We start from the raw sequence: 22,405 nt of genomic DNA, 5'->3' as shown, positions 1-22,405 counted from the left end.
CTCTCCTTATGAAGCGGCAAGTGCCGCACTGTGTCGTTGCTGGGTAACGCGTTCAGCCAGTTGCGCGACCACATGGCGCGCCGAGTTGGCCGCCGACTCCTGCCAGATACCCACGCCGCTTTGCACCAGGCCGTCGCCAGCGAAGTACACGCGGCCGTGGCCTTGCTCCAGCAGTTCGCTGGCGTGCGCCGGGAAATGTTCGCGTTGCAGCCACGGGCCTTCGCTGTAGGGAATCTGTTCCCAAGACACCGCCAGCGGGTCGCGCAGGTGTTTTGAATAACCCGGATGCAGCAACTCGACGGCTGCCTTCGAGGTCGAGAACTGTTGCTCGAACGGTTGCGCGCCAAACACGTCGGCGCCCTCCCCGGTCACGTAACCGGCCACCAGCAAACCGTTGCGGGTGTTGAGGTCGTTGCTCGGGTACCAGAGCAGGCGCGCCGGGTGATCCACCCACGAAAGCCCGCCGTAGGTGCGGTAGTCGGTCTCCCAGAAGCGCGGCGATTGCCACGCCACTTTGGTCGCCTGGTCGCTGCGCGTGCTGAGCAGCGCGGCCTTGATCGGGTCGCTGAAATCAGTGTCGAGCTTGGCCAGCAACGGCAGCGGCAAGGTCGAGACCAGGTAATCGGCGCGCACCACCTGTTCGCGGCCGCTGTGCTGGTCGTGGTAGGTCACTGCCACGCCGTCTTCCAACTGGCGAATCTGGCGCACCTGCGCGCCCAGTTGCACCTGCTCGCGGACGCATTGGTAGAACGCCTCGGTGATACGGTCCATGCCGCCGACCGGCTGGAACATGGTGGCCGAGAACTCGGGAAATTCGGTGTGCAACAACGCGCCCCATAATTCCGGATGCAGCAAGCGTTCAAGGCCAATCGGGCGGGTGCTGGCCGGCAATGCGCCCGGGTGCGCAGGCGATTCCTGGTGACCGGAACGCAGGCTGCCTTCATACACCAGCGCTTGGGACAGGTCGCCATACACTTGCAGGAACGCCAGCAAACGCGTGCGTTCTTCGCGGCTCAACATATCGTCGAGGGCGTCGCGTTGCACCGCTTTGGCCAACAACCCGGACACGTGCCCGCGCGCATCATTGATCGCCTGGCCGACGCTGAACGCCGGTTGTTGCAGGTCCGGGCGCACCTGGGCGCCATGGCTGCTGTTGACCAGCACTTCGAGCGGCACGCCGAGTTCGCTGCAGTAGTCGAGAATCGTGCGGTGCTGGCTGGGAATCCTTGCCGGGCCTGCGTTGAAATACACGCCCGGATCAAACGCCACGGTTTGCCTGCGACCATCTTTGTAATCCACAGGGTCGCCGTTGCGCAGGGTCCAGGTGCGCCCGCCCACGCGGTCACGCGCCTCCAGCACCTGCACGCTGAAGCCTGCGCGGCTGAGTTCCAGCGCGCTGACCAGCCCGGCGACCCCGGCCCCCAGCACCAGCACGCGAGTGCCCTGGCCCAGGCCAGCCTTGAGCCTCAGCGGTTGCGGCCGGCGGTGCGACGACGGCCCCAGCCCGAGCGCCGCCAATGCATCCTTGACCGCCTTTTCACCGCCGACTGCGGCGATGCTCGACAACGCTTCACGTCGTGTCAGTCCCATGCTCAATGCTCCTGATCCGGCAGGCCCGGTGGGTTGATCAGCGAGGCGTCGACGCGCTCCACGTCCAGCCCCCAACGCTGCAATACTTGCGCGTATTGGCCGCCGGCAATTGCACCTTCAAGGGCGGTGTGAATCGGCTCGACCAGGCCATTGCCCTTGCGCGTGGTCACGGCAATATCCGCCTGCAATGGCCAGCCGCCGTTAACGGTGCCGACACGCTTGATGCCACCAGTGATCGCGGCGGAATAGGCGTACACCGAATTAGGCCCGAACAGTGCATCGCTGCGCCCCGATTGCACCGCCAGTTGCGCGGCGGCCTGGTCGTCGAAGTACTGCAACAGCGCGGGCTTGATGCCGGCCTTTTCATTGACCTCGTTCCACGCCAGCAGGACCTTTTCCTGGTTAGTGCCGGAACCGACGATGATCTTCAACCCGGCAATGTCCGCCGCGTGTTTGATCTCGCTGATCTTGCTCGTGCTTTTTACGTAAAACCCCAGCACGTCCTGGCGATACGTGGCGAAGTCAAAGCGCTTCTTGCGTGCCTCGGTCACGGTGACGTTGCTGATCACCGCGTCGTACTTGCCTGAACTCACGCCCAACGGCCAGTCTTCCCAACTGGTTTGCACCACATTGAGTTGCAGGCCGAGGCTGTCGGCCACCAACTGCGCAGTGTCGGCCTCGCTGCCGATGGTGGTCTTGTCGTCATTGGCGAGCAGCGCCAGCGGTGGCCCGGCGACACCGGACACGGCCACGGTGAACTTGCCGGGCTGGGCGAACTTGAAGCCCGGCGGGATCTGCGCGATCGCCGCTTCGTTGCGCGGCACATGAACGCGCACGCGGTCGGGGCTGAGGTCAACCTGTTGCACGGCGAAGGCGCTTTGCGCGGTGCCGACGGCAAGCGCCAGCAAGGCCACGCGGGTAGTCGTGATAAACATGGGCAGTCACTCCTTGAACTAAAGCACCTTGCCCAAAAAGGCCACGGTGCGGGGATGTCGGGGTTGGCGAAAAATCTGTTCGGGCGGGCCTTCTTCGATCAGTTGGCCGTCGCACAGAAACACCACGTGGTCGGCCACTTCGCGGGCAAAACCGATTTCGTGGGTGACAATCACCAGGGTCACGCCCAGTTGCGTCAGGCCCTTGATCACGTCGAGCACCTCGCCCACCAGTTCCGGGTCGAGGGCCGAGGTCGGTTCATCAAACAGCAGCACCTTTGGGTCCAGCGCCAAGGCGCGGGCAATCGCGACGCGCTGTTGCTGGCCGCCGGAGAGCTGGCGCGGGTAAGCATCGAGTTTGTCCGCCAGGCCGACCTTGGCCAACAGCTCAGCGGCCTTGGCCTGAGCCTCAGCCTTGCTCCAGCGCTTGTGCGCCAGCGGCGCTTCGGCGACGTTTTCCCAGGCGGTGAGGTGCGGGAACAGGTTGAAGTTCTGGAACACGAACCCCACGTCGATGCGCTGCTTGAGAATCTCGCGCTCCTTGAGTTCAAAGAGCAGGTCGCCTTTACGCCGGTAGCCGACGTATTCACCGTCGATGGTGATGTGCCCGCTGTCGATTTTCTCCAGGTGGTTGATGGTGCGCAGCAAGGTCGATTTGCCCGAGCCGGACGGCCCCAGAATCACCGTGACTTTGCCGGGGTCGATGGTCAGGTCGATGTCTTTTAATACCTGCTGGTTGCCAAAGCGCTTGCCCACGCCCTGGATCTGAATACGGCCGGCGCGGGCTTCACTCATGGGTTTTCTCCTTCAGCCAACGGCGCACACGTTGCAGCGGCGTGGGCGGCAGCACCCTGGCCGTGCCACGCGCAAAATGTCGCTCGACGTAGTACTGCGCGCTGGTCAGCACGGTGGTGATGATCAAGTACCAGACGGTGGCGACGATCAGCAGCGGGATCACCGCCTGCGTGCGGTTGTAGATGACCTGCACGGTGTAGAACAGCTCCGGCAAGGCCAGCACGTAGACGATGGACGTGCCCTTGACCAGGCCGATGATTTCGTTGAAACCCGAGGGCAAGATCGAGCGCAGCGCCTGCGGCAGGATGATCCGGAAAACCCGTCGCGAGGCCGGCAAGCCCAAGGCCGCGGCCGCCTCATGCTGGCCGGCGTCGACACCGATCAAGCCGCCCCGAATAATCTCTGCGGCATACGCCGCTTGCATCAGGCTGAGGCCCAACACCGCCACAGTGAATTGGCTCAGTACATCCACCGTCGACCACTCGGCGAACACCACGGAGGTAAACGGCACGCCGAGCACGATGTGGTCATACAGATACGCAAAGTTGTAGAGGATGATCAGCACCAGCAACGCCGGCATCGAACGGAAAAACCAGATGTAGCCCCAGGCCAAGGCCGCCAACAACGGCGAGCCGGACAACCGCGCCAAGGCCAGCGCGGTGCCGAGGATGATGCTGAACACGCTGCTGAGCAGGGTCAGCAACAGCGTCTGGCCGAGGCCACGCAACACCGACGGCGAGAAGAACCATTGGCCGAATACGCCCCACTCCCAACGCGGGTTGGTGGCCAGGGAATACACGATGGCCAACACCACCAACGCGGCGAAGATTGACCCCGCCCAGCGCCACGGGTGTCGGGCGGGCACTATTTGCAACGCCTTGATGGGTGTGGAAACGCGGCTGCGGCGAACCGGTTGCGCGCTGACCTGATCGATCAGGTGATACGATTTGGCGACAATGGGCATGTTCTATTCCTCGCGGGTAGCGGCCTTAGAAGGCGTAAGTCAGCCGGGTGTAGTAGTACCCGCCGGTAAAACCGTAGGGCGAATACGTGCCGTAGCTGGCAACCATGGTGCTGCTCGGCACGCCTTGTTTTTTCGGGTAGACGTCGAACAGGTTTTTCGCGCCGATGGCGATGTTGAGGTCTTTGGTGAGGTCGTAGCCAAGGTCGAGGTCGGTGATCCATTTCGCGCTGTAAACGCGGTCCAGGCTGCGGTCGGCAGAGACATTCACTTCTTTGTATGAGCCGTAGCGGGTCAGGGCCAGGTTGAGGTTGAAGCGGTCGATGCTCCAGTCACCGCCCAGAATCAGCTTGGTGCTCGGCTGCACGCCGGTGATCAGGTTGCGCGCCTCGCGGTCCATCAGGTCGTACGAGGTGCCGAGAATAGTCGTCGACGCCTTGTAGTTGAGGATCCTGGTCTGGTTCCAGTTAAACGCCGCCGTCCATTTCAATGCGCCGTATTCGCCGAGGTCCTGGTTGTAGTTGCTGACCAGGTCCAGGCCTTTGGTGCGGGTGTCGGCGCCGTTGATGAAGTACTGGCCGCCGGAGGTGGAATTGACGCCGTTGTTTTGCAATACCTGGGTGACTTCCGGGCCGAGCAAGGTGCCGGTGAGCGTGATGCGGTCGCGCAGGTTGATCACGTAGGCATCGGCGGTGAAGCTCAGGCGGTCGGTGGGCGTCAAGGTGAAGCCGAGGCTGAAGTTGGTTGAGCGCTCGGGTTTCAAGCCTTCAGCGCCCAACGCCTTGGCCGCCGCCGAATTCACCGGCAGCACGCCGTAGTTGATCGACTGGTAAACCCCGTCTACCACGCCATAGGTGGTGGAGCGTGCGCTGAACAGGCTGTTCGCCAGCGACGGCGCGCGAAAGCCGTTGCTGACCGTGGCGCGCACGGCAAATTGCGGGGTGAAATCGTAGCGCGTGGTCAGCTTGCCGCTGCGGGTGGCACCGACGCCTTCGTTGTAATGCTCGTAACGCAACGCGGTGCCCACGTACCAATCCGGCAGCGGGTTAAAGCCTGCGTCGACGTAACTGGCGAGGCTGTTGCGTGAGGCGCTGCTTTCTTCGTCCGGCGAAATACCGTTGGTGACTTGCGCGCCGGACGACGCGCAGTTACCCGGCGCCACGCAATAACCGCCATTGGCATACGAGGCATCATCACCGGCCTGCACCTCGTAGGTGTCGCGCCGATGCTCAAAGCCGTAAGACAGGTCCAGTGGCTTTTGCAGGCCGATGTCGAAGCCGCGTTTGAAGTCGAGGTTGGTGGTCAGCTCGGTGGAAATCCACGTACCGGACGTGAAGCGGTTCGGCGTGGCCTCACCCAGCGACGGGTTCTGGTTGTGGGTGGTGCCCTGCTCCGCGTCGTTGCGCCCGTAGGTGGTGGACACATCCCACTGCCACTCGCCGACGGTGCCTTTGCCGCCGAACGCGGCTTGAAAATCGTCCTCGTCGATGTACCAGGTCGGCGTGTACCCGGACGGGTAACCATTCGGGCCGGTGGTGATGGTGTTGGTGATAGTCGGCAGGCGAAAGTTCTGCCCCTGCTCGGCCTTGCGCCGCGAATAGGTGGTGAAGGAGTAAAGGCTGAAGCTGTCATCAATCGGCAGTTCGGCGTTGTAGCCCAGGGTCAGCAAGTTGGTCTTGGGCGTGCCGTAGCCGCCGTAGGTGGACTTGCCCGCCAGGCCGTAGGCTTGCTCGTAGGTGTAGCCGTTGGCGCTGGCCTTGTTGTCGTCGTTCTGGCTGCGCGCATCCAGCGCCAGTTGCAGGATGCCGCCGTTGCCGATTTCGAAGCCTTTGTTCAGGCTTTGCTGCACGGTCTGTTTTTTGCCGTCATAACCCTGGCCGAGGTTAGTGACTGCCGTGCCGCTGGTGTCGGCCTTGAGGATCACATTGATCACCCCGGCGATAGCGTCGGAGCCGTATTGGGCGGCAGCGCCATCGCGCAGCACTTCGACGTGATCGATGGCGCTGATCGGGATCAGGTCGAGGTCCGCCGGTGCAGCGCCGGTGTTGATGCCGTTGATGTTGAGGGTGGCGCTGGTGTGGCGGCGTTTGCCGTTGACCAGTACCAGCACTTCGGCGGCGCTCAAGCCACGCAAGTTGGGCGCGCGGGCAATGCCGCTGGCGTCCCAACCGGTTTTTTCCGGCAGGCTCAGCGACGGGATCACCGCGCTCAAGGCTTCCATCAAACCGGGCTTGCCGGTGCTTTGCAGTTGTTTGGCGCTGACCACATCGATCGGCACCGGGCTACTGGTGACGGTGCGCTGTTCGGCGCCTCGGTTGCCGGTGACCACCACGGTGGACAGGGTGCTGTCGTCCTGGGCCTGGGCGGTGCTCGCCAGCAAGGCCAGCGCGAGTGCGGCGGTCGGGGGTAAAACGTGCTTCATGGCCACTCCAAACTTTCCAAATCGCGAAGTCGGGCAGTCACGCTGTCGATTTGGACGGCGCGGGGTGCTCGGTTTTCAGGGGGTTGCCTGCGATTTGGAGCTAGGTGTGGAGCGAGCGTGGGGTTTGAATTGGCAACATACGTTGAACTCCCTTCCAACGATTCTGCTACGGGGTGATTACCCGGCTTGGGTGCGCAGAATCCGAATTGCTATGGGTACCATCCGAGGTCAGGGGTAGGCTGTTGCGATCAAACATAACGGAATGAATTTCAAAAATATAATGCTATTTGGGCATAAGCTAATATTCTGAGTTTTCATTATTTTATGACTGGGTTATTCATATAAATAATGTCTTTTTGAGATTATGCTGTTGTTCTTCAGAAGCCGGCCCACTCTCGCACACCCGATGCGATCAAAAAAATGTGGGAGCGGGCTTGCTCGCGATGACGGTGTGTCAGTTGATAAATATTTATCTGATACACCGCAATCGCGAGCAAGCCCGCTCCCACATTTACTGCGTTCGGCTTTGCGCTACTTGCCTGGCTGCAACAACTGCATCTGCTGGCGATAATCATCCGTCACCTGCCGCGCCTGGCTGCCGCTGGTGATCACCCGAGGCGTGATCAGCACGATCAACTCAGTGCGATCCTTGGACTTGCTGGTGCTGCCAAACAACCACTGCAACCCGGGAATGCGCCCAAGATAAGGCACCGCGCTGACGCTCTCGGCGTTGTCCTGCTTGATCAAGCCGCCGAGCAATACCGTCTGCCCGCTCTGCACCGCCACTTGGGTGGACACCGAACGCGTAGAAATACGCGGGTTATTTTGCGTGTCACTGCTGCTAGCCGTCTGCGCCTGAGCATCACTGACCTGCTGCTGAATATCCATGTACACCAGGCCACCCGGATTGATCCGTGGCACCACGTCGAGAATCACCCCGGTCTGCACATATTCGACACTGCTCAAGGTGGTGTTGGAAAGGCCCGTGTTCACCGTGGTCTGGCTGATCGGAATATTATCGCCGACTTGAATCTGCGCCGGCTGGTTGTTCATCACCACCAGCGACGGCGCCGACAACACTTGGGTGCGTCCGTTGGTTTCCAGGGCGTGCAAGGCCACTTGCAGGTTGGAGCTGACGAACGAATAGAACAACGAATCGGCGGCGCCCAAACCGGCACCGCCGCCGCCCAGCGCGCCTTGGCTGCCGGATGTGTTGGCCACGGTGGTGCTGGTGGAATTGCCCGCCAGGCGGCCCAAATACCATTGCACACCGAGGTCCAGTTCACCGGTGAGTTTGACCTCCAGAATGCGCGTCTCTATCTGCACTTGCAGCGGTGGGTTGTCGAGGCGCTTGATCGCCGATTCGATCTCTTTCCACTGCACGGGGCGAGTCCGCACGAGCAATTGGTTACTGCTTTTTTGCGCGGTGATGCGGGTGCCGGCGTCAAGGCTTTTGGCCGTTGTGCCCGCGCCTGCATCCTGCTCGGTACCCTCGCTCTCGCTGTCGGGATCGGCTTCCGGTTCCTGCTCTTCTTCACTGCCGCCAGCCTGGTTGTTAGCCATGCCAGCGTTGTTGCCCATGCCATTAGCGGTGCCCATGCCCATGCCGGTGCCCATGCCCGAGCTGTTGCCATTCATTCCACCGGAAGTGCTGTTGGTGGCGGGCGACGACAGGGTTGCAGTGCGCAAACCAGGCGCGACTTTAGCTGGCGCATCGTCCTTGATCGCACCGCTGCCGTAGATTTGTCGCAGGTATTTGGCGAGGTCGGTGGCCTTCATGTTGCGCACGTCGTAGACGTACATCTGTGGCTCGTTGCCGCCGCCTTCGTCGATGGTGTGAATCCAGTCACCGACTTCGCTGAGGTACTGCGGCTGGGACGAAATCGCCACCACCGAGTTGGTCCGCTCAATCGGCAAAAAGCGCACCATGCCCGCCAGTGGCATGCCGCTGTTGGGGCCGAACATCTTTTGCAGCTCCGGCATCAGCTCGGCGACCGAGGCGCGTTGCAGGCCGAACACCCCGACCGACATGCCCTTGAGCCAGTCCACATCAAAGGTGTCGATGGTGTCTTGGTAGTTGGCCAATTCTTCAGGCGTGCCCGCCAGGCTGAGCACATTGCGCGCCGGGTCGACCAGCAAAAATGCATTTTCACGGGCAAACGGCTTGAGCAACTTTTGCATCTCGGTGGCCGAGATATAGCGCAGCACGAACAGCCGCGCCGACAGGCCGCTGGAAGGTTGCGAGACGCGCATCTCCGGCACCAGCTTGCCCGCCACCGCCTGGTTGGCCGGCAGGATCACATAGCGATTGCCCTGCTTGATCATGGCGTTGTCGGTCCACGACAACAGGGTTTCGAGAATCGACAGCGCCTGCTGCTTGTTCACAGGCTTGGAGGTGGAAAAGCTGACGTTGCCTTTCACACCTTGGCCGATGCTGTAGTTTTCGTGCAGCAAGTCGCCCATCACGCTGTTGATCACGGCTTCGATCGGCTGGTCAGCGAAGTTGAACACAATGTCACCGCTGCCCTCCTGCTTGGGCGCCGCCGCTGCCGGTGGGCGCACGAACTGCTGGTTGCCGCGGATCAACTGGCGTTGCGGCGGCGTTTTCGCCTGCGGTTGGCCAGTGTCGACCGAGGCCTGTTCGGTAGCCGGGTCGACGTGTGGACGTTGTGACCCAGTGCCCTGCATTGCCTCATGCAACAGAGCCTCGTCCGGGTCGAGATGGTCGGGGAATGTCCCGCAGCCGCCGAGTGAAACAGCGGTGGCGAGGCAAAACACGGTGGTGCGCAAGGCGCCGGGGAATGTGTCGATCAAGGGGTGGGCTCATGAGGAAGGGTAATCGGGGGTGTAGTCGACGGCGGCGGCAAACGCAGGGTGGTGAGGCTCAGCGTTTGCGTGCGGCCGTCGAGGACGAAACGGGCGTTACGCGGTGTCAGGTTTTCCAGCAACCAGCCATTGGGCAGGGCCTGGCCTTGATGAACTTTCAGTGGCGGTCCGTCGGCACGCTTGAGCATTGCCACGCGCACGTCGCCGTCGAGCACGATGCCGGTCAGCGTCAGGCTCGACAGGCTGGACACCTCGGTCTGGTTTACGGCGCGGTCGGGGCTACGGTTGGTACTGAACAACGGCGCTTGCCAGGTGCCGGCCAGGCTTTCAAGGGTTGCGCTCGGCGCCACCAGCACCTTTGCCGGGGCGTTGGCACGCGCATCCGGCTCGGGCACCGGCAACCACTGCGGGGCATCGCCGATGCTGCTGTAGATGCCGACCATCAGCACGCCCAGCAGCCCGGCGACACCGAGCAAGCCCCATTCCAGGGGTCGCAATGCAGCGATCATCGGCGCACCTTCGCGGTATCGGCGGGTTGCAGGTAACCGCGCACCAACATGTGCACCACCAGTTTGCCAGCGCCACCGCTGGCGGGGGCATTTGGCGGGCGGCGAATGCTGAGTTCATCGACGAACAAAAACGGCCGCTGGTACTCCAGTTCATGCAGGATCGCGGTCAGCGGTTCAATCGCGCAGTCGAGCGTCAGGCTGACTTTGACCTGGCGATACGGCTCGGTGTCGTCCTGCTCCGGGGTGATCGGCATGCGCTGGGTCAGGCTGCAGCCACCGCCGAGGTTGGCGCGGTTTTTAATCAGGTCGGCGATGCGCTGCATCAGGTCAGCCGCTACCGCGCTGGGGTCATCGCCTGGCAACAGGCTGGTGCTGCTGGCCGGGTCTTGCTGGGCCTGCGCCAATTGTTCGCGCAGGCTATCGCCCTGGCGCAACACGCCGGCGTAACGTTGTTGTTGCTCGCGCAATTGGTCGGCCTGCTCGCCCATGTCACGCAGCGGCCCGGCGAACCAGCTGTCGATCAACAGCCAGTAACCGGCGCCGAGCACCAGCGCTAGGACGATCAACGCGGCGCCACGGCGTTCAAGGAGTGTCAGTGGTCGGCGCATCGGCGGCCTCCTGGTGCAGATGGGCGCGCAAGGAAAACTGGTCCTTGGCGGTTTGCGCATCGGGTTGAATCACCCCTTCGAACTGGGCGTTTTCGAGGCTGTGGCAGCCCTTGATCCGGGTGATCAACGCACTGGCCTTGGCGCTTTGCCCGGAGAATGAAACATCCGCGCCGTCGTTGACTTCCAACTGGTCCAGCCAGGTGTCGGACGGCAAGCAGGCCGTCAGTTCGCTGAGAAATGCCGACAGCGGCGGTTGCGCGGCCTTGCGCCGGATCAAGTACTGCGCGGCGCCACGGGTATTCAGCAATTGCTGACGCAACGCCTGAACCTGCGCCACCTGGGCCTTTTGCGCTTGCACGCTGTGTTGCATGGCGTCGAGCAAGCGTTGGCGGTCGTTGAGCCAGAGCAGCATGGCCGCGATCAGCAACGCGCCGCACAGCCATGGAAGGCTGCGCTGCAAGCCCTTGCCGGTCGGGCGCTGGCGCGGACGCAAGGGCGTCGGCAGCAAGTCGATGCCCAGCGGCACGCCATGACCGTCGTCGACATCCACAGCATGCGGCTGCAAACCCAGCGCGGCGCAGTCACTCAGAATCTGGTCGAGACGCTCGCGCAGGATCGCCACCAACGTCACGTGCAAATGCGTCGGTGTGCGGCGCTCCTGCCGCGCAACGAAATACAACTGGGCGGCGTCGAACGGGGTAAAGCGGTCGAGCTCATAGCCCACCACCGCCGACAGGTTGCGCGCGGCGGCCAGCGGTAATTGCAGCGTTTGCCGCAGCACCGCGTCGGGCGCCAGCAGCAACACCTGACGCACTTCACCGAGGCGTTTTTCCACCGGCGCAGTCAGCGGCCACGGGTAAACGTGCTCGGGAATGTCTTGCAGCGATAACCACGCAGGCAGGCAACCGCGCAGCTCTTTGAGCCACAGGCGCCATGCCTGTTGCAGCAGGCTGCCGTGCCAGCGCCGGGTGACCGGCTCTGTCAGCAACTGCAACCGCGCAACCAGTTGTTCATTTATTCTTGCCAACGTAAGACTCGATAAGGGTAAGCGCTTCCTAGCGCGGGGCTTAATAAAACCGTGGCTTGCAGCTGGGCGTGATAACCACCGGGGCGGCTCGCGCGGCTGTCGATCACCAGCACCTCACCGGCGTCGGCGCCCACTGCACTTTGGTGGGGCAGGTTCAGTGCGCGGCGCATCAACGCGCTGGCGAATGCCGGGTCTGGCCGATCAAGGCCACTCCACAAACTGATTTCCGGTACCAGCGCGCTGTACAGCGCTTGGGTCATGCCGGGCAATTGGCGCAGTTCCTCAACCACTCGAAACGGCGCCAGGCCTTTGTTGCGACGCACTTCCAGGTCTTTGGCGAGCTGGTTGGCCTGGGCCTGCGACGCGCCGCAGGCCAGTGCCAGGCGTGCGAAGTCAGCCACCTCGGCGCTGTTCAGGTACAACTTGCCACGCTCGCTGCGCACACTCACGTGTAGCTGCGCGTCGTCGAACACCATCGGCATTTCACGCCCGTCGGCCACCCATTGCTTGCGCTGCACCGGGTCGACCAGCGCCTGTACGGCCAATGCCAAACCCGCTTCGGCCGCCAGCAATGCCTGCGTGTGCTGGCGCTGCCAGGTGGCCTGACGCGCTTCCAATTGTACCCAGCCGGCCAGGCCGCCGAGCAGCAGGCTGAGCAAGGCCAGCACCCACAGCACCAGCAGCAAAGCGACACCGCGTTGATGCTTGATCATTCGGGCGTCCCGCCGGAGAGGTTCAGGCGCAAGGCAACCACCTGCGTCACCCACGGCACCGGCCCGTTGACGCGTGCGGCGATGCGCACCGCGTGGGGCAGGCGCTGGGACCAGGGCCAGTCGCTGACCCAACCGGTGTGCTGGCCCTTCGGCGATATTCCGCGATAGCTGAATTGCAGGTCCTCGACGTTTTTGAGCAACACCTGCGGCTCGCCACGTGATGCCGGTACGCTGGCCTGCGCGGCGGATTCAAAACGCGCGAACGCCACCTGCAAATCACGGTGCGCCTCAGGCCCGGCCAATTGCAGGGTGAAACGCTGAATACCGCCGCCGAGCACGCCGGGCAAGGTCGCGACAAACTGCATGCGCTGCGCACTGCCGGTGAAAAAACCGTTGGTCTGGCTGTCGTCTTCGGTCACGTCCAGCGGCAGCGCCTCGCTGATCGAGGTGCGCAAAAACTGCTGCGCGGCGCGCGTTTCATCCAGGCTCACCGTGTAGCGCTGGGCCTTGAGCACCGCGCGATTGGCGCCCAACAGAGCCCCACCGACCAGGGTCAACAAGACCCCGAGCAAGCTGAGCACGATCATGATTTCGAGCAGGGTAAAACCCTGTTGAGCCTGCTTCACAGGCCGGCACTGTCGGTAGCGGCGCGCAGTTTCAAGGTACTGAAACGTGCCTTGCGCGGGCCTTCGTTGACGGTAAGGTCAAGGCGAAACAAACGCGGCTGGCCGATACGAGTCGGCTGCTGGGCGATGCTTAATTGCCAATGGATGCCTTCCAGGTTGCCCTCGCGCACGCCACTCACCAACGGCCCTGTGACTTCCTGGTCCATCACGCTTTGCGCCGCGTGGGTCAACCGATCACTGTGATTGACCTGCAATAAAGAGCGCGCGCTCTGGCCAAAAGCGACCAGCAGCACCGTGCTGCAAACGGCCATGAGCGTCAGCGCGGCGAGCATTTCGAGCAAGGTAAAACCGGATTGGCGATGGCGGCTCATGGCAACGCCTTGGACTGCACGCTGCCGGTCAGCCAGCCAATATCGATGCGCCAATGGCGACTGCCGCTGGCCAGCAACAGGTTGCCGCCGGTTGAACTGCCGTCGGGGTAAAACTCCACGGTCGAACCCGCTTGCTCGGAGGTGTTCAAGGTCACTTGCAGGTCGGCCGGCCAGTGTTTTACCGGCCGCCCCGGCGCCTGAAAACTCAACGCGCGCAGATCAAAAACGGTTTTTTCTGCGTTGCCGCTGACAATCGCGCGTGCCCGCGTGCTGCGCAATGCCTCGACCATCTGCCCAACCACCTGGCGCTCTTTAGCGGTGCGCAGGCCTTGTTGCAGGCCAAATCCCACCAACCCGGCTGCCAGGCTGATCAAAACGATCACCACCAGCATCTCCAGCAGGGTAAAGCCGCGTTGGGGGTTAGGCATGGTCGCGGGTTACTCCCAGTTGCCCAGGTCGGCGCTGTAGCCTTCGCCACCAGGCTGGCCGTCTTGACCGTAGAAAATCAGGTCAAACGGGCCGTGTTCGCCGGGGAAGCGGTAGCCGAACGCATGCCCAAACGGGTCTTTGAGGTCTGAAGGCTTGGCGTACGGCCCGGCCCAGCCTGAACTGTTGGCGGGCTTCTCGACCAGTTGTTGCAGATTCTTGGGCGGCGAGCCGACGTCGAGGCCGTAGCTTTCGATTTTCATGCTCAGGCTGGCCAGTTGCGCCTTGCCTGCGCCGTATTTGCCTTTGTCGACGTTGCCACCGACCTGGCGCACCACGATGGTCGCGACGATGCCCAGCAGCACGATCACTGCGAGCATTTCCAGCAGGGTAAAACCGCCCTGGCGGCGGGCGGATTTGAGACGGGGTTGGCGCATCGGTGTGTGTCCTCGAGGGTTCATATATTGCTGGTAAGGCTCATCAGCGGCAGCATGATCGCCAGCATGATCACCGCCACCAGCACCGCCATGACCACCGTCAGGGACGGCACCAGGGCGGCGAGCAGGCGGTCGATACCGCGTTTGGCTTCGACGTCGAACACGTCGGCGACCTTGAGCAGCATGCTGTCGAGTTCGCCGGCTTGTTCGCCGACTTCAATCATTTGCAGGGCCAGGTCCGGCAGCAGCGGCTCGCTGCCAAAGGCACTGGCCAGGGTGCCGCCGCCCTTGACCGATTCGGCGGCCTGCGCGACTTGCGCTTGCAGGGCGCGGTTGGTGCAGACCTGACGCGCGATGACCAAGGCTTGCAGCAGGGCCACGCCATTGCTCAGCAAGGTGCCGAGGGTGCGCGTCAACCGCGCCGCTTCGACGCGTTGCAGCAGCGGGCCGATCACCCGAATGCCGAGCACGCGGCGGTCGTATCTTTCGCGGCGCTGCGGGTCGCGCAAGCGTGCGGCCAACGTCCATACAGTAAGAATCAAGCCCGCCAAGACCGCCAGCCCGTAAGCCCCGAGGAATTGACCGAGGCCCAGAATGACTTCGGTGATCAGCGGGATCGGCACACCCAAGTCCTTGAAAATCGGCACGAACTGCGGCACCACGTACGCCAGCAACAGCGCCAGCGAACCGAGTACGCCGACGACCAGAAAGGCCGGGTAGATCAGGGCGTTGATCACTTCGCCCCTTAATAGCTGGCTGCGCTCCAAATAATCACTGAGCTGGCGCAGGGTGTTTTCCAGCGCGCCACCGGCCTCACCGGCACGCACCATGCTCAGGTACAGCGGCGAGAACTGGCTGCCCTCCTCTTCCAGTGCTTTGGATAAAGGCTGGCCGGCCTTGACGTGTTCACGAATGCGCTCGATCAACGCACGCGTCTGCGGCTGGCCGGGCTGCTTGAGCAAGATACCCAGCGAGCGTTCCAACGGTTGGCCCGCGCCCAACAGCGTGGCCAGTTGCTGGGTGAAGCTGACCAGTGCCGCGCCGTTCAATTGGCCACGGCCGAACGCCCTGCGCAAGCCTTCGGCGCCCGCCGCATCGATCTGCAATAACAGCAAACCGCGCTTGTGCAGCGCGGCGACGGCGGCCTCCTGATCCTTGGCTTCCAGGGTGCCATTCTGCGGCGCGCCCTGGCTGTCGAGGGCGCGGTATTTGAACAGGCTCATGCGCCCTCTCCACGCGTCACACGCAGCACTTCTTCGAGGGAGGTAACACCCGCCACGGCCTGGCGCAGGCCTTCTTCATGCAAGGTGCGCAGGCCACCGCGGCGGGCGGCCTGTTCCAGCGTGGCGGCGTCGGCCTGGCGCATCAACAGGCTGCGCAATTCGTCGTTCATCACCAGCAATTCGGTAATCGCCGAGCGGCCGTGGTAACCGCCGCCCGGTGCATCGGCGCGTGGGCGATAGAGCATGATTGGGCGCTGCTCGGTGAAGCGATCAAGCCCATGTTCGGCGATCAGTTCGGGCGGCGCTTCAAAGGCTTCACGGGTCGCCGGGTCAAGGCGTCGCACCAGCCGCTGGGCCAGGATGCCGTTGACCGTCGAGGCGATCAGGTAGCTTTCAACGCCCATGTCGAGCAGGCGCGTGATACTCGCTGCAGCGCTATTGGTGTGCAGGGTCGAGAGCACCAAGTGGCCGGTCAGCGACGACTGAATGGCGATGCGGCAGGTTTCCAGGTCGCGGATTTCACCGATCATGATCACGTCCGGGTCCTGACGCACGATCGAGCGCAGCGCCCCGGCAAAGTCGAGACCGATGGCCGGTTTGACCTGGATCTGGTTGATGCCTTCCAGTTGGTATTCCACCGGGTCTTCGACGGTGATGATCTTGCGCTCGGCGGTATTAAGCCGTGACAGCGCGGTGTACAGCGTGGTGGTTTTACCCGAGCCGGTCGGCCCGGTGACCAGCAGAATACCGTGCGGCCGTTCCAGCACTTCCAAAAAGGTTTCGAGGCGCTGGCCGTCAAAACCGAGGCTCTGGAAGTCGAACTGCACGGTCTGGCGGTCGAGCAGGCGCATTACCACCGACTCGCCAAAACTGGTGGGCACGGTGGACACACGCAAGTCGAGTTCCTTGCCCTGGATGCGCAGCATGATCCGCCCATCCTGAGGCAAACGACGCTCGGCGATGTCCAGCCGCGCCATGATCTTGACCCGCGAAATCACCGCTGCCGATGAGCTCGACGGCGGGGCCTCAGCCTCGTGCAGCACGCCGTCAATGCGGTAGCGCACCTTGAGCTGGTTTTCGAAGGGTTCGATATGAATGTCGGAAGCGCGATGTTCCACCGCGCGCTGCAAGATCAGGTTGACCAGGCGAATCACCGGCGCTTCGGAGGCCATGTCCTTGAGGTGTTCGATGTCTTCCAGCGCACCGCTCTGCTCGTCGAGGTTTTCGATCAGCGTGCCCATGGCCGAACGGCCCTGGCCGTAGTAACGCTCGATCAAGGTTTCGACTTCATTGCGCGGGCCGACCGCCAGCCACACCGGCACGCCGCACGCATAGGCCATGGCCTGGAATGGATACACCAGCGCGGGGTTGGCCGCCAATACGCGCAAGCCGCCCTGGCTCCAGCCCACCGGCACCACTTGGTAGTGGCGCATAAAACGCTCGGTGAGTACCGGCAGCGGGTCGAGCAGCGGCGGCGCGGCATCGGCCAGCACCAGCGGCGCGCCGAGCAAATCCGCCCAGGCGCGGGCCAGCTCGACTTCGGAGACCAGCCCCAGACGGGTCAGCAGGCCGAGTAATTCGGTGTCGTCGGACTCTTGCGAAAGGCGTCGGGCGCGCTCCAGGTCCACCGTTTTCAAGCCAGCCTTTTGCATCAGCCATGCGCATACCTGGTCGGTATCAGGGATGTGCATGTGGCAGGCGTTGATCGGTGTCGAGAGGCTGGGCATGGGTAACTGTCTGAGAGGCTGTCGGTGCCCCATATAGCAGCGAGCTTGCGGGCGAAAAACCCAAGAATACCGCGTTCATTCAGGATGTGCGCGCCATCGTTGACGTTCTTCGCGAGCAAGCTCGCGACTACAAAGGGTGAAGCTGGTTTAGTTGGACGTTTTTGGCGCCTGCGACTCGCTCAGCGGTCGACCACCCTTGGTGGTTTCGGCCTTCTGCTTTTTCGCCGCCTTGGCGTCGTGGGTTTGGGTCAGGACGGTGGAATCGGCAGCACCGGACTTGGCGTCGGCGTCGGTCGATTCAGCGGCCATTGCCGCGCCACTCAGTGCAACGCCCAGTACAAAACCGGCACTCAACAGGGAAATCTTCATTAACTTTCTCCAGATCAAAAACAGCAGCGGATAGCCCAAGCGGCGCCCTGAAATGGTTCAAGACCCTACACTTAAGCTTTGTGTGTGACAGCTTGATTACGCCTAGCGAGTTTAGAACTACCGAAGAAAAAAACTAGTTCGTCACGCCGCCAGACATTTTCTTAAACCAATCGACTGGTAGGTTTAGACTTAGTTCCTGAACGTAAGGAAATATTTCTTATTTCACGCAAAAATTAGCTTTTGTTTGACTTACATGCGCAAGAATTGCCTTAATTATGCAGTTTTTGCGATTCAAAGTGCCACCTCGTGATATCGCATTGACACTACTTACAATAATAACCAATACAATTATTAAACTAATAACATCGCGAAATTCGCCAAGTAATTGCAATTAGCCACTGGTTAAAAATTGCGATCAGGGCGACTTATTGCCTGTAACAAAGTGATGAGCGCGTAGAGCAATACGCACTCATCCACGCTAAATATTCAATAAACAGTTGTCGGAGAGACCCCATGAGTAAACGCAAAATGATCGGTGCGCAGTCGGCTTTCGCCTTGCTGGCACTGGCAGTCTCCCAAGTGCATGCGGCGACCAGCCCAGCCTTGGATGAAGGTCGTGTGAGCCGCGCAGAAAAGGCGGCGGATAAAACCCTGGCGAAAATGACCATGGAAGAAAAGCTCGCCTACATCGGCGGCACCGGTGGCTGGGACGTCAAGCCACTGACCCAATACGGCGTGCCGCAGATTCACGGCGCCGATGGCGGCGTGGGCGTGCGCTATACCAGCGAAGGCAACGCGCAAGGCGTGGTGTATCCGTCCGGCCCCAACCTGGCCGCCAGCTGGAACCCGCGCCGCGCCATCGACCTGGGCCGCGCCCTGGGTTACGACACCGCCAGCGGCGGTTATCAGTTCATTACCGGCCCCGGTGTAAACCTGTACCGCATGCCGTACAGCGGCCGTGCGTTCGAGTACCTGTCGGGTGAAGACCCCTTCCTCGGCGCCAGCCTTGGGCCTGCCGTGATCAACGGCATTCAGTCGCGCGGTGTATGGGCCAACGCCAAGCATTTCGCCGCCAACGATCAGGAAAGCAACCGCTTCCACCTCAACGAAATCATCAGTGAGCGCGTGCTGCGCGAGATGACCCTGCCGTCGTTCGAGTCCGCCTCGAAAAACAGCAAAGTCGCGATGATGATGTGTTCGTTCCAAAAGGTGAACGGTGAGTTCGCGTGCCAGAACAAGCACTTGATGCACGACATTCTGAAAACCGAATGGGGCTACCCGGGCTTCGTGCAGAGCGACTACAACGCCGTAGTCGACGGCCTGCCCGCCGCACAAGCCGGCACCGATCTGGACATGATGGGCTACCAGATGAACAGCACGGTGCTCAAGCCGTTCCTCGACAGTGGCGAGCTGAGCAGCGCGACCATCGATGACAAGGTGCGCCGCATCCTCAAGCAGATCTACCTGTACAAGTTCGACAGCAAAGCGCCGCTGACCAGCCACAACATGAACAGCGCCACCAGCAACCGCGTAGCGCTGAACGCGGCGCGCGAAGGCATCGTGCTGTTGAAGAACCAGAACAACCTGCTGCCGCTGGACGCGAAAAAGGTCAAGACCATCGCCGTGGTCGGCAACCTGGCCAAGTACGCACCGCCTACCGGTTTTGGCAGCGCGAATGTGATGGCAGCCAACTACATCAGCGAGCTGAGCGGCCTGCAGCAATTGGCACCTGGCGCCAAGGTCGAGTTCATCGACGGCCTGTCGCTGGACCCGAGTGTTTCGACCTGGACCCACACCGACGGCAATGGCAACAGCGTCGCCGGTTTGAAGACCGAGTTCTTCAGCAATACCAACTGGTCCGGTGACCCGGCCGCCAGCCGCACCGACAACCATGTTGACCTCGACTGGTCGACCGACAGCCTGCCGGTGAACGGCGATACCGCTGCCACATCGATTCGCTACAGCGGCCAGATCACCCCGACCGTCAGCGGCGAACAGGTGTTCAAGGTTCGCGCCGACGGTGCAGTGCGCCTCTACGTCAACGGCCAAAAAGTGCTGGATAACGGCGACGGCAAGCCGTTGCCGAACAACAGCATTCCGCCAACCATTCCGGTGTTTGCCAAGGTCAACCTGGAAGCCGGCAAGCCGGTCGAGATCAAGCTCGAATACTCGCGCCGCAATGGCTACCTCTCAACCATGGGCGGCCTGGTTGGCGTACAGATGAGCTGGGCGTCACTGGTTGCACCGCAGAACCTGGCCAAGTACGACGCGGTACTGGTAGCCGCCGGTAACAGCAACGAATACGAGGGCGAAGGCTTTGACCATAGCTTCGACCTGCCGGAGTTCCAGGGCCAACTGATTCAGAGCATCGCCAAGGTCAACCCGAACACCGTGGTCACCCTGCACGGCGGTACCGGGCTGAAAATGAGCGACTGGATCGACCAGGTTCCAGCGGCACTGCATGCGTTCTACCCTGGGCAGAACGGCGGCCAGGCCTTGGCGGAAATTCTGCTGGGCAAGGTCAACCCGTCGGCCAAGCTGCCGATCAGTATCGAACGTAACATCGAAGACAACCCGACTTACGCGACTTTCCCGAAATTCGACAACCAGGAAACCCTGGCCGAGATGAGCTACAAGGACGACCTGTTCCTCGGCTATCGCGGTTACGAGAAGAAGGGCATCAAGCCGCTCTACCCGTTCGGCTACGGCTTGTCGTACACCACCTTCGGCTACAGCAACATCAGCGTAACCCCTGGGGTTGCGGTGGCGGGCGCACCGATCAAGGTGTCGTTCGACCTGGCCAACACCGGCAAGGTCGCGGGCGCCGAGGTGGCCGAGCTGTACGTGGGCCAGAACAACCCGAAAGTCGAGCGCGCGCTCAAAGAGCTGAAGGGCTACAAGAAAGTCTTCCTCAAGCCTGGCGAAAGCAAGCGCGTGACTATCGAGCTGAACGACCGCTCGCTGGCCTACTTCGATGAAACCAGCAAGCAGTGGGTAGTCGATGCCGACAGCTTCACCCTGTCGCTGGGCGCGTCGTCTCAGGACATTCGTCTGAACGCCAAGCTGGTCAACCCGTTCCGTCAGGAACTGTCGACCACCACCAGCAACCCGCTGCCGCGCGCTGCGCTGAAAGCCACGCTGCGTGAGTCGCCAACGGTGAAGACCGGCGGCGTGCTGAAGCAGAATCAGGGCGACAGCGACACCAGCGAAGGTGATGGCTACGACATGTCCGACGATAGCAGTCAGGGCAGCGCAGCCGGTAACTGATACCGGCACGTGCCAGGGGGGAGCGGGCTAGCCCCGCTCCCCCTTTTTTTCAGGATTGCACACGCTCAAGCGCCTTAACTTGCTGTGGGAATATCACCGCCAGGTGACGCAGAACGTGCTTCACTCAGTACCCTTCCCCAGCAACGCCCTCCCAAGCCCTTCCTGAATCAGAGAAAATTCCGTTTAGATATAGGAAGCTTCCTGCATATTTCTTTTCCGCTCCTTGTTTAACCTGATTTTTAGCCCCCACACGCTCACAGGCGTCCGCCTGCTGCCAGCAGATGGGCCCAAGCTAAAAGTCCGACAAGGAAAAGGCGGATGTTCGTCACAACCCCACACGCGCAATTCAACCTGACGATCAACGATTTCGAGCATGATTTTCAGGTGCTTTCGTTCACCGGCAAAGAGTCCATCAGCACGCCCTTTTCGTTTGATCTGCAACTGGTCAGCGAACACCCTGACTTGAACATCGAACGTCTGTTGCACAAACAAGCCTTCCTCGCATTCAACAACACTGGCGCGGGGGTTCATGGGCAAATCTACCGCGTTGCCCAAGGTGACTCGGGCAAGCGCCTGACCCATTACAGCCTTACGCTGGTGCCGCAGTTGGCCTATTTGGCGCACCGCACCAACCAGCGCATTTTCCAACAAAAAAGCGTCCCGCACATTATCGCGCTGATTCTTGAAGAGCATGGCATCCAGGGTGACGCCTACTATTTTCACGTGGGCTCGACCTATCCGGTGCGCGATTACTGCGTGCAGTACAACGAGTCAGACCTGTTGTACATCCACCGTTTGTGCTGGGAAGAAGGTATTCACTATCACTTTCAGCACTCGCCAAACGGTCACGTATTGGTATTGGGTGACGACCAAACCATATTCCCCAGGCTGAGCCGGCCCACAGCCTATGTGCAGGACACCGGCCTCGTCGCTGACGAACCCGTAATCAAGCGTTTTAACCTGCGTTTTGCGGCGCGTACCAGCCGCACAACGCGACGTGATTACAACTTCGAGAAGGCCCGCATCACGCTCGAAGCGGGCCATCGTTCCAGCCGCACAACGCGACGTGATTACAACTTCGAGAAGGCCCGCATCACGCTCGAAGCGGGCCATCGTCCGCCAGCCCAGGACGGCCAGCCCGACCTGGAAGACTACCAATTCCCCGGTGGTTTTACCCAGCGCACACGCGGCCAGTTGTTGAGCCAGCGGGCTCTGGAACGCCATCGCGCAGATTACCGTCAGGCCGAGGGTAAAAGTGACCAACCCACGCTGGTCAGCGGTCATTTTTTGCCGCTGTCGCAACACCCGCGAAATGACTGGAATGACCTTTGGTTGCTCACCTCGATTGGCCACGAAGGCCTGCAGCCGGCTGTTCTGGAGGAGAGCCTTGCGAGCGACGGCAGTGCGCACAAAGACGACTTCGTTCAGGGTTACCGCAATACGTTTACGGCCACGCCGTGGGACGTGTTCTATCGCCCGCAACAGGCTTACCGGAAGCCGCGGATATTCGGCTGTCAGACGGCATTGGTGACTGGCCCCAAAGGCGAAGACATCCACTGTGACCGACACGGAAGGG

At 61.7% G+C, this 22,405-nt stretch carries 19 protein-coding genes; 2 read left to right on the top strand and 17 right to left on the bottom strand.

Annotation, left to right across the window (positions count from 1 at the left end; genetic code table 11):
• Positions 1-6: 6 nt before the first annotated feature.
• The 17 genes from AO240_RS19560 to AO240_RS19480 all read right to left on the bottom strand — a co-directional run bounded on the left by AO240_RS19560 (position 7) and on the right by AO240_RS19480 (position 17,562).
• Positions 7-1,590, bottom strand: a complete 1,584-nt coding sequence (locus tag AO240_RS19560) for an FAD-dependent oxidoreductase (RefSeq protein ID WP_099238468.1) — start codon at positions 1,588-1,590, stop codon at positions 7-9.
• A 2-nt stretch (positions 1,591-1,592) separates the two neighbouring features.
• Complete coding sequence (locus AO240_RS19555) at positions 1,593-2,525, bottom strand: ABC transporter substrate-binding protein (RefSeq protein ID WP_099238466.1); 933 nt, start codon at positions 2,523-2,525, stop codon at positions 1,593-1,595.
• Between the two features lie 18 nt (positions 2,526-2,543).
• Positions 2,544-3,317 carry an amino acid ABC transporter ATP-binding protein gene (locus AO240_RS19550; protein ID WP_099238464.1) on the bottom strand — a complete coding sequence of 258 codons (774 nt, stop codon included), beginning with the start codon at positions 3,315-3,317 and terminating at the stop codon, positions 2,544-2,546.
• The gene (locus tag AO240_RS19545) at positions 3,310-4,281 is read right to left on the bottom strand and encodes an amino acid ABC transporter permease (protein ID WP_099238462.1); all 972 of its coding nucleotides are present in this window, start codon (positions 4,279-4,281) and stop codon (positions 3,310-3,312) included. The genes AO240_RS19550 and AO240_RS19545 overlap by 8 nt, the downstream gene beginning before the upstream one ends.
• Before the next feature lie 25 nt (positions 4,282-4,306).
• Positions 4,307-6,700 carry a TonB-dependent siderophore receptor gene (locus AO240_RS19540; protein WP_099238461.1) on the bottom strand — a complete coding sequence of 798 codons (2,394 nt, stop codon included), beginning with the start codon at positions 6,698-6,700 and terminating at the stop codon, positions 4,307-4,309.
• Between the two features lie 531 nt (positions 6,701-7,231).
• A complete protein-coding gene (gene gspD / locus AO240_RS19535; RefSeq protein ID WP_099238459.1) occupies positions 7,232-9,514 on the bottom strand; it encodes a type II secretion system secretin GspD in 2,283 nt (760 codons plus the stop codon).
• Positions 9,511-10,035: a general secretion pathway protein GspN gene (locus tag AO240_RS19530; protein WP_099238457.1), complete on the bottom strand. Its 525-nt coding sequence runs from the start codon at positions 10,033-10,035 to the stop codon at positions 9,511-9,513. The genes gspD and AO240_RS19530 overlap by 4 nt, the downstream gene beginning before the upstream one ends.
• Entirely contained in the window at positions 10,032-10,643 is a 612-nt protein-coding gene (gene gspM, locus AO240_RS19525) for a type II secretion system protein GspM (RefSeq protein ID WP_099238521.1), read from the bottom strand. The genes AO240_RS19530 and gspM overlap by 4 nt, the downstream gene beginning before the upstream one ends.
• Positions 10,618-11,661 (bottom strand): PilN domain-containing protein, encoded by a 1,044-nt coding sequence (locus AO240_RS19520; protein ID WP_099238523.1) that lies wholly within the window; start codon positions 11,659-11,661, stop codon positions 10,618-10,620. Before AO240_RS19520 ends, gspM begins: the two co-directional genes overlap by 26 nt.
• Positions 11,658-12,383, bottom strand: a complete 726-nt coding sequence (locus AO240_RS19515; RefSeq protein WP_099238455.1) for a type II secretion system protein GspK — start codon at positions 12,381-12,383, stop codon at positions 11,658-11,660. Before AO240_RS19515 ends, AO240_RS19520 begins: the two co-directional genes overlap by 4 nt.
• On the bottom strand, positions 12,380-13,009 hold the full coding sequence (locus AO240_RS19510; RefSeq protein ID WP_099238453.1) for a prepilin-type N-terminal cleavage/methylation domain-containing protein: 630 nt from the start codon (positions 13,007-13,009) through the stop codon (positions 12,380-12,382). The genes AO240_RS19515 and AO240_RS19510 overlap by 4 nt, the downstream gene beginning before the upstream one ends.
• Entirely contained in the window at positions 13,006-13,380 is a 375-nt protein-coding gene (locus AO240_RS19505) for a type II secretion system protein J (RefSeq protein WP_099238451.1), read from the bottom strand. The genes AO240_RS19510 and AO240_RS19505 overlap by 4 nt, the downstream gene beginning before the upstream one ends.
• Positions 13,377-13,808, bottom strand: a complete 432-nt coding sequence (locus AO240_RS19500; RefSeq protein WP_058412089.1) for a type II secretion system protein — start codon at positions 13,806-13,808, stop codon at positions 13,377-13,379. Before AO240_RS19500 ends, AO240_RS19505 begins: the two co-directional genes overlap by 4 nt.
• A 9-nt stretch (positions 13,809-13,817) precedes the next feature.
• Positions 13,818-14,243: a type II secretion system major pseudopilin GspG gene (gene gspG / locus AO240_RS19495; RefSeq protein WP_099238449.1), complete on the bottom strand. Its 426-nt coding sequence runs from the start codon at positions 14,241-14,243 to the stop codon at positions 13,818-13,820.
• A gap of 20 nt (positions 14,244-14,263) precedes the next feature.
• Positions 14,264-15,466 carry a type II secretion system inner membrane protein GspF gene (gspF, locus tag AO240_RS19490; protein WP_099238447.1) on the bottom strand — a complete coding sequence of 401 codons (1,203 nt, stop codon included), beginning with the start codon at positions 15,464-15,466 and terminating at the stop codon, positions 14,264-14,266.
• On the bottom strand, positions 15,463-17,157 hold the full coding sequence (gene gspE / locus AO240_RS19485; protein WP_371918660.1) for a type II secretion system ATPase GspE: 1,695 nt from the start codon (positions 17,155-17,157) through the stop codon (positions 15,463-15,465). The genes gspF and gspE overlap by 4 nt, the downstream gene beginning before the upstream one ends.
• Before the next feature lie 183 nt (positions 17,158-17,340).
• A complete protein-coding gene (locus tag AO240_RS19480; RefSeq protein ID WP_099238443.1) occupies positions 17,341-17,562 on the bottom strand; it encodes a hypothetical protein in 222 nt (73 codons plus the stop codon).
• Between the two features lie 513 nt (positions 17,563-18,075).
• Between AO240_RS19480 and AO240_RS19475 the strand changes: the two genes are divergently transcribed.
• Positions 18,076-20,829 carry a glycoside hydrolase family 3 protein gene (locus AO240_RS19475; RefSeq protein ID WP_099238441.1) on the top strand — a complete coding sequence of 918 codons (2,754 nt, stop codon included), beginning with the start codon at positions 18,076-18,078 and terminating at the stop codon, positions 20,827-20,829.
• Between the two features lie 318 nt (positions 20,830-21,147).
• A partial coding sequence (gene tssI / locus AO240_RS19470; RefSeq protein ID WP_143505407.1) for a type VI secretion system tip protein TssI/VgrG occupies positions 21,148-22,405 on the top strand: 1,258 nt, incomplete at its 3' end.

This window comes from Pseudomonas sp. ICMP 460 (genome assembly GCF_002723595.1).
Classification (GTDB): Bacteria; Pseudomonadota; Gammaproteobacteria; order Pseudomonadales; family Pseudomonadaceae; genus Aquipseudomonas; species Aquipseudomonas kitaguniensis.
This window is presented reverse-complemented; position numbering and strand designations above follow the sequence as displayed.

What these genes read in the sequence shown, in the direction of transcription:
- AO240_RS19505 (WP_099238451.1), bottom strand. Translation starts at nt 13,380, where the DNA reads ATGAGCCGCCATCGCCAATCCGGTTTTACCTTGCTCGAAATGCTCGCC.
- AO240_RS19555 (WP_099238466.1), bottom strand. Translation starts at nt 2,525, where the DNA reads ATGTTTATCACGACTACCCGCGTGGCCTTGCTGGCGCTTGCCGTCGGC.
- gspE (WP_371918660.1), bottom strand. Translation starts at nt 17,157, where the DNA reads ATGCACATCCCTGATACCGACCAGGTATGCGCATGGCTGATGCAAAAG.
- AO240_RS19545 (WP_099238462.1), bottom strand. Translation starts at nt 4,281, where the DNA reads ATGCCCATTGTCGCCAAATCGTATCACCTGATCGATCAGGTCAGCGCG.
- AO240_RS19500 (WP_058412089.1), bottom strand. Translation starts at nt 13,808, where the DNA reads ATGCCTAACCCCCAACGCGGCTTTACCCTGCTGGAGATGCTGGTGGTG.
- AO240_RS19475 (WP_099238441.1), top strand. Translation starts at nt 18,076, where the DNA reads ATGAGTAAACGCAAAATGATCGGTGCGCAGTCGGCTTTCGCCTTGCTG.
- AO240_RS19515 (WP_099238455.1), bottom strand. Translation starts at nt 12,383, where the DNA reads ATGATCAAGCATCAACGCGGTGTCGCTTTGCTGCTGGTGCTGTGGGTG.
- AO240_RS19550 (WP_099238464.1), bottom strand. Translation starts at nt 3,317, where the DNA reads ATGAGTGAAGCCCGCGCCGGCCGTATTCAGATCCAGGGCGTGGGCAAG.
- gspF (WP_099238447.1), bottom strand. Translation starts at nt 15,466, where the DNA reads ATGAGCCTGTTCAAATACCGCGCCCTCGACAGCCAGGGCGCGCCGCAG.
- AO240_RS19540 (WP_099238461.1), bottom strand. Translation starts at nt 6,700, where the DNA reads ATGAAGCACGTTTTACCCCCGACCGCCGCACTCGCGCTGGCCTTGCTG.
- AO240_RS19560 (WP_099238468.1), bottom strand. Translation starts at nt 1,590, where the DNA reads ATGGGACTGACACGACGTGAAGCGTTGTCGAGCATCGCCGCAGTCGGC.
- gspG (WP_099238449.1), bottom strand. Translation starts at nt 14,243, where the DNA reads ATGCGCCAACCCCGTCTCAAATCCGCCCGCCGCCAGGGCGGTTTTACC.
- AO240_RS19480 (WP_099238443.1), bottom strand. Translation starts at nt 17,562, where the DNA reads ATGAAGATTTCCCTGTTGAGTGCCGGTTTTGTACTGGGCGTTGCACTG.
- gspM (WP_099238521.1), bottom strand. Translation starts at nt 10,643, where the DNA reads ATGCGCCGACCACTGACACTCCTTGAACGCCGTGGCGCCGCGTTGATC.
- AO240_RS19530 (WP_099238457.1), bottom strand. Translation starts at nt 10,035, where the DNA reads ATGATCGCTGCATTGCGACCCCTGGAATGGGGCTTGCTCGGTGTCGCC.